This is a genomic window from Micromonospora sp. 4G55, from assembly GCF_016803375.1.
Genome location: NZ_JAEVHN010000518.1, coordinates 1 through 4,415 on the forward strand (window position 1 = coordinate 1; position 4,415 = coordinate 4,415).

The window sequence follows — 4,415 nt, forward strand, 5'->3', positions numbered from 1 at the left end:
GGCCGCCTCGCGGACCACCGTCGACGGGGTGAGCCCGGCCCTAGGCACGCGTGGTCACCGCCAGGAACTCGACCAGCTGGGCAGCGGTGGCCGTCGGCTGGTCGGCGTGCGGGTAGTGGCCGGAGTCGGCGATCATGCGGGCCTCGGCGGTGACGAAGAGGCGGCGGGCCGCGCGCGCCTCGCCTCCCGGGTCGGCGAAGTCGGGGTCCTTCGCGCCCATCAGCACCAGCACCGGCTGCCGCACGTCGGCCGCCCGGGCCGTCCAGTGCGGGGCGACCGGCGCGACCACACCGCGGACCGCCGCCATCCGGCCGCGCAGGCCGGCGACCAGCTCCTTGCGGTACGCGGCGTCGTCGGCGGGCCGGCCACCGGGGAAGAGCGTCCGGTGGAACATGCCGAACAGCCGGGGACTGCGCAGCACCGCCGCCTGGGCCAGCCGCATCGCCGGGTTGGGCCGGGGCTGGGCGACGAACGCGCCGATCTGCACGATGCCGTTGACCAGCTCGGGCGCGTCCCCGGCGGCGAAGACGACGGCCGCCGCGCTGGACGAGCTGCCGACCAGGGTGGCCGGGCCGCCGAGGGTACGCACCACGGCCAGCAGGTCCGAGCCGACCTCGGCCGGGGCGTACGACGGCCAGTGGGCGCTGGAGTCGCCGTGCCCCCGGACGTCCACCGAGGCCACCCGGTAGCCGGCCTCGACCAGCAGCGGGATCAGGTGGCGGAAGGACCGCCGGCTTCTCCCCCATGCCGTGCGCGAGCACCACCAGCGGCCCCTCGCCGTGCACCTCGTACGCGATGGTGCCGCCGTCCCGCTCCACCTGGCTAATACTCATAGCTTTGAGGCTAAGTGCATTAGCCAAATCTGTCAACGGCGGACTTGACCTGAAGTCCGGTACAGCTCCGATGATCACCGCATGACGTCGACGGGAAGCCCCCACCTCCGCATCGCCCGGCCGAGCCGCGACCTCGGGGCGGCCGAGCGCTTCTGGGTCGACGGACTCGGCCTGAGGGTGCTGTACCGGGGCGAGGCCGCCGAGCCCGGTGAGCACGACCTGCTGATGCTGGGCTGGCCGGACGCGGCCTGGCACCTGGAACTGGTCGGCGGGGAACAGCTGGCGGTCGAGCCCCGCCCGACCCAGGAGGACCTGTTCGTGCTCTACCTGGACGGGCCGGTCGAGGCGGACCTGGTCACGAGACTGGAACGGGCCGGCGGGACGAGAGTCTCCGCCGGCCCGTACTGGGACCGCTGGGGGGTGACGGTGGCCGATCCGGACGGCTACCGGTTGGTGTTGAGCACCCGGGGCTGGTCGAACGCCTGAGTCACTTCTTGGAGACCAGGGCCCGGCCGAAGAACATCAGGTTCGCGGGGCGCTCGGCGAGCCGGCGCATCAGGTAGCCGTACCAGTCCTCGCCGTAGGGCAGGTAGGTCCGCACGGTGTAGCCCTCGCCGACCAGCCGGGCCTGCTCCTCCGGCCGGATGCCGTACAGCATCTGGAACTCGAAGCGGTCCGGGCCGCGGTCGAACCAGCGGGCCCGGTCCTCGCCGATGGCGATCAGGCGCGGGTCGTGGGTGGCCAGCATCGGGTAGCCGTCCCCGGACATCAGCACGTTCAGGCAGCGGACGTAGGACTTGTCCACCTCGCGGGCCGACTGGTACGCCACCGACTCCGGCTCCTTGTACGCGCCCTTGCAGAGCCGTACCCGGGACCCGGCGCCGGCCAGCTCGCGGCAGTCCGACTCGGTCCGCCGCAGGTACGCCTGGAGCACCGCACCGGTCGACGGGAAGTCCTTGCGCAGGTTGGCCAGCACGCTCAGGGTCGAGTCGGTGGTGGTGTGGTCCTCCATGTCGAGGGTGACCGTGGTGCCCACCTCGTCGGCCGCCAGGCAGATCGCCCGGGCGTTGTCGTACGCCAGTTGCTCGTCGAACTTCTGGCCCAGGGCGGAGAGCTTCACGCTGACCTCGGCGGGCGGGGTGAGCCCGGCGGCGGAGAGCACCTTCAGCAGCTTGAGGTACTCGTCGCGGGTGGCGGTGGCCTGCTCGGGAGTGACGGTGTCCTCGCCGAGGTTGTCGATGGTGACCGCGAGGCCGTCGGCGACGAGTTCGCGGGTCGCGCGCAACGCGTCGTCGGTGCCGGCGCCGGCGACGAACCGGCGGACGACGTCCCGGGTGAACGGGGCCGTCGCGATGAGCCGCTCGACCTGGGATGACCGGGAGGCGGCGAGGATGACGGAACGGAGCATGAGCCGAGCGTAACGCCCGTGCGCCGCGCTCCGTCGGGGGGCGGCCGAGCCGCCACGACGCCCCGTGACCGGCGTCCCAATGGCATCACGAGCACCGTCCGGGGGGCGACGGAAGTGGCGTCGATCAGCTACAACGATGCCGTGGATGGACACCCCCGCCGCCGGCTCCGGTCAGCCTCCGTGCAGCTGGGCGCGCTCACCGCCCTGGCGCTCGCCCTCTCCGGCTGCAACATGACCTCCGACGACGACGATGACGACGACTGCGCCCTCGGTCCGGCCGGCGGCGGGGACACGGTCGCGCTGGCGATGCGGGTACCGGCGGTCACCACCGGCACCGCCGCCGAGCCCCGGCCGGTCGCCGCGGCCCTGCCCGAGCGCGGCGGTTTCGGCACCCACCTCGCCTCCTGCGGGGGCTGAGGTGCGGCGCGAGGCGGCCACCCCCCGCCCGGACTGGGACGCCACCATCCGCGAGCAGGGCCTGGTGTACGTCGACACCGAACTGCCCGACGGCGGGACCATGTCGTACTGGGACGAGACGGCGGCGTACGCCTTCGACCTGGCCGAGGTGCTGCGGCTGGAGGAGGCCACCGAGGAGCTGCACCGAATGTCGGTGGCCGCGGCCGAGCACGTCGTCGCCCGCGGCCGGTACGCCGAGTTCGGCATCCCGGCCTGGGCCGCCGAGGCGGTCGCCCGGTCGCTGCGCGAGCGGCCGCCGACCCTCTACGGCCGCTTCGACCTCGCCTACGACGGCAGTTGGCCGCCGAAGCTGCTGGAGTACAACGCCGACACCCCCACCGCGCTGGTCGAGGCGAGCATCATCCAGTGGTACTGGCTGGAGCAGACGCACCCGGACGCCGACCAGTGGAACAGCCTGCATGAACGGCTGGTGGGCGCCTGGGCCAAGATCGGCGCCGGCCTGCACGACCGGCGGGTGCACGTGACCTGGTCGAACGAGGAGGAGTCGGGCGAGGACCAGATCACCGCGGGCTACCTGGCCGAGACCGCCCGCCAGGCCGGGCTGGACGTGACGCTGCTGCCGATCCAGCACGTCGGCTGGGACGGCCGGCGCTTCGTCGACGCCGACAACCGACCGCTGACGACCTGCTTCAAGCTCTACCCCTGGGAGTGGATGCTGGCCGAGCCGTACGGGCCGGCGGCGCTGGAGCCGGGCACCCCGACCACCTGGATCGAGCCGGCCTGGAAGCTGCTGCTGTCCAACAAGGCGCTGCTGGCCGTGCTCTGGGAGCTGTACCCGGGGCACGAGTACCTGCTGCCGGCGTACCTGGACTCGCCGCGCGGGATGCCGGAGTACGTGGCGAAGCCGCTGCTCGGCCGGGAGGGCGCCGCGGTGCGGATCGTCACCGGCGACACCGAGATCACCAATCCGGGCGACTACGGCGCCGAGGGCTTCTGCTACCAGGAGTTCCGGGCGCTGCCGGACTTCGCCGGCAACCGTACGGTGCTGGGGAGCTGGGTCGTCGACGGCGAGTCGGCCGGCGTCGGCCTGCGGGAGAGCGAGAGTCTCATCACGGACGGTTACGCGCGGTTCCTGCCCCACTACATCGACGCGCCGCGCGCCCCGTGAGTCGTCTACCGTTGGTGTCGTGAACTTCGACGCGTACGCCCGGACCGGTGTTGATCTCGTCAACGCCCGCCTGGACGACCTCGACGACCTGCGGGCCCTCTTCCCGGACGACAACGCGTGGATGCGCGACGAGGTCGCCGAACGGGACCTGGTGATCTTCCGGCGGGCGCAGAAGCGCCTGCGCGACGTGTTCGAGTTCGGCACCTCCGGGCGGGACGTCCAGGCGGTGGCCGAGCTGAACGCCCTGCTGGAGGCGTTCCCCGTGCAGCCGCGGATCTCCGGGCACGACTCCAGCGACTGGCACATGCACGTGACCAGCCGGGGCGCGTCGGTCAGCGCGGAATACCTGGCCGGCGCGGTCTGGGGCCTGTCGGTCTGGCTCTGCGAGTACGGCAGCGCCCGGTTCGGGGTCTGCGCGGACGAGCGCTGCGGCAACGTCTACCTGGACACCTCGTCCAACTGCTGTCGCCGGTTCTGCTCCGAGCGCTGCGCCACCCGCTCCCACGTGGCCGCCCACCGCGCCCGCAAGCGTGCCGCCGTCGGCGAGCAACAACTCCCCGTCCCCACCCAGGCCGACTCCCTAACCCCC

Annotated in this window: 6 protein-coding genes; 4 read left to right on the forward strand and 2 right to left on the reverse strand. The window is 72.7% G+C overall.

What is annotated here, in order from left to right; all coding sequences use genetic code 11:
• Nucleotides 1-40: 40 nt before the first annotated feature.
• Nucleotides 41-715 (reverse strand): alpha/beta fold hydrolase, encoded by a 675-nt coding sequence (locus tag JNW89_RS28800; RefSeq protein ID WP_306344923.1) that lies wholly within the window; start codon nucleotides 713-715, stop codon nucleotides 41-43.
• Between the two features lie 199 nt (nucleotides 716-914).
• Here JNW89_RS28800 and JNW89_RS28805 point away from each other — a divergent pair, with 199 nt between their 5' ends.
• Nucleotides 915-1,319 (forward strand): VOC family protein, encoded by a 405-nt coding sequence (locus JNW89_RS28805; RefSeq protein ID WP_238451492.1) that lies wholly within the window; start codon nucleotides 915-917, stop codon nucleotides 1,317-1,319.
• 1 nt (nucleotide 1,320) lies between these two features.
• Here JNW89_RS28805 and JNW89_RS28810 read toward each other — a convergent pair whose 3' ends face one another.
• Complete coding sequence (locus tag JNW89_RS28810; protein ID WP_238451493.1) at nucleotides 1,321-2,241, reverse strand: proline dehydrogenase family protein; 921 nt, start codon at nucleotides 2,239-2,241, stop codon at nucleotides 1,321-1,323.
• Nucleotides 2,242-2,382: 141 nt separating this feature from the next.
• Here JNW89_RS28810 and JNW89_RS28815 point away from each other — a divergent pair, with 141 nt between their 5' ends.
• The 3 genes from JNW89_RS28815 to JNW89_RS28825 all read left to right on the forward strand — a co-directional run.
• Nucleotides 2,383-2,658: a hypothetical protein gene (locus tag JNW89_RS28815; protein WP_238451494.1), complete on the forward strand. Its 276-nt coding sequence runs from the start codon at nucleotides 2,383-2,385 to the stop codon at nucleotides 2,656-2,658.
• A 1-nt stretch (nucleotide 2,659) separates the two neighbouring features.
• A complete protein-coding gene (locus tag JNW89_RS28820) occupies nucleotides 2,660-3,826 on the forward strand; it encodes a glutathionylspermidine synthase family protein (RefSeq protein ID WP_238451495.1) in 1,167 nt (388 codons plus the stop codon).
• Nucleotides 3,827-3,845: 19 nt separating this feature from the next.
• A partial coding sequence (locus JNW89_RS28825) for a CGNR zinc finger domain-containing protein (protein WP_238451496.1) occupies nucleotides 3,846-4,415 on the forward strand: 570 nt, incomplete at its 3' end.

Bases quoted from the DNA above. Each gene is read 5' to 3' on its own strand.
- JNW89_RS28805 (WP_238451492.1), top strand. From the start codon at position 915: ATGACGTCGACGGGAAGCCCCCACCTCCGCATCGCCCGGCCGAGCCGC.
- JNW89_RS28810 (WP_238451493.1), bottom strand. From the start codon at position 2,241: ATGCTCCGTTCCGTCATCCTCGCCGCCTCCCGGTCATCCCAGGTCGAG.